At 73.2% G+C, this 1,455-nt stretch carries 1 protein-coding gene; it reads left to right on the forward strand.

The annotated features are described in order from the left end of the window. Positions 1-195: 195 nt before the first annotated feature. On the forward strand, positions 196-1,176 hold the full coding sequence (locus P409_RS34150) for an ABC transporter permease (protein ID WP_034849257.1): 981 nt from the start codon (positions 196-198) through the stop codon (positions 1,174-1,176). Positions 1,177-1,455: the final 279 nt, after the last annotated feature.

Consider the following 1,455-nt stretch of genomic DNA (forward strand, 5'->3'; position numbering starts at 1 on the left):
TCCCGCAAGGGGAGGGGGAGGATGACGGGGCAGGGCGGTGCCCGGCGCGCAGCGACGGGAGGGTGAGGGGGCTCGGCGTCGATGACGGGGCGCCATCCAGCCTCCGGAAAGATCGGAACCGCACCCGCCACAACCCCGTGGCATCGCGGACTCCGCGCGGTAAGCTGCCGCTTCCGCGGAACCCGGAGCCGCCCGATGCAACCGCTTCTCGTCCGGCGCCTGGTCCAGGCGGTGCCGGTGCTGCTGATCGTCGTCTGCCTGGCCTTCCTGCTGCTGCGGCTGGCGCCGGGCGACGCCGTCGACGCGCTGGTGGTCGAGATGGGCGGCGGCGATGCCGGGCTGATCGCCCGGCTGCGCGCCGAATACGGGCTGGACCAGCCCTGGCCGGTGCAGCTCGGCCTCTATCTCGCCCATGTCGCCCGGCTCGACCTCGGCTGGTCGGTCGGCTTCTCCCGCCCGGTGCTGGGGCTGGTGCTGGAGCGGGCGGGCAACACCGCGCTGCTGATGGCCGCGGCCCTGTCGCTGGCGCTCTCCGCCGGCACGCTGCTCGGCGTCGCCGCCGCCCAGAGCCGGATCCGCGGGCGCGGCCGGCTCGACACGCTGCTGACCGGCTTCGGCCTCTTGCTCTACGCCATGCCCGGCTTCTGGATCGGGCTGATGCTGATCGTGGCCTTCGCGGTCAAGCTGCGCTGGCTGCCGCTGGGCGGCATCGCCACCGTGCCCAGCTTCGACACCGGCTGGGCCTATGTCGCGGACGTCGCCCAGCACCTGGTGCTGCCCACCGTGGCGCTGTCGCTGATGTATGTCGCCGTCTACCTCCGCCTGATGCGCGCCGGCATGCTGGAGGTGGCGGGCAGCGACTTCGTCCGCACCGCCCGGGCCAAGGGCCTGCCGCCCGGCCGCATCACCTGGCGCCATGTGGTGCGCAACGCGCTGCTGCCGATGGTGACGGTGTTCGGCATCCATTTCGGCATGCTGCTGGGCGGCAGCGTGGTGGTCGAGAGCGTCTTCGCCATCCCCGGCCTCGGCCGCCTGGCCTTCGAGGCGGTGACCCGGCGCGACCTCAACCTGCTGCTCGGCATCATCCTAGCCAGCGCGGTGGTGACGGTGCTGGTGAACCTCGCGGTCGACCTGCTCTACGCGAGGCTGGACCCGCGGCTGCGAGGGGCAAGATGAGGGCCGCCTGTCACCATTGGCCCAGCCCTGTTGAGTCCCCCCTCCCCCCGCGGGAGGGGGGTAGGGGAGGGGGTTCTCTCCGCCTGATCCGGCGCTCGCGTCGCGGTGGAAACCTCAAGGCCTTTCGCGCGCCGACGCGCGCAGACCCCTCCCCTGCCCCCCTCCCGCAAGGGGAAGGGGGACTCAGAAGAGCTGGCCTGCCGGCGAGGGACCCCATGACGCGCGTCCTCCGCCGCTTCCTGGCCGACCGGGCGGGACGGCTCGGCCTCGCCGGCCTCG

This window comes from Inquilinus limosus MP06 (genome assembly GCF_000767795.1).
GTDB classification, from domain to species: Bacteria; Pseudomonadota; Alphaproteobacteria; order DSM-16000; family Inquilinaceae; genus Inquilinus; species Inquilinus limosus_E.

Coding starts and splice junctions, on each gene's coding strand:
- P409_RS34150 (WP_034849257.1), top strand. CDS start 196: ATGCAACCGCTTCTCGTCCGGCGCCTGGTCCAGGCGGTGCCGGTGCTG.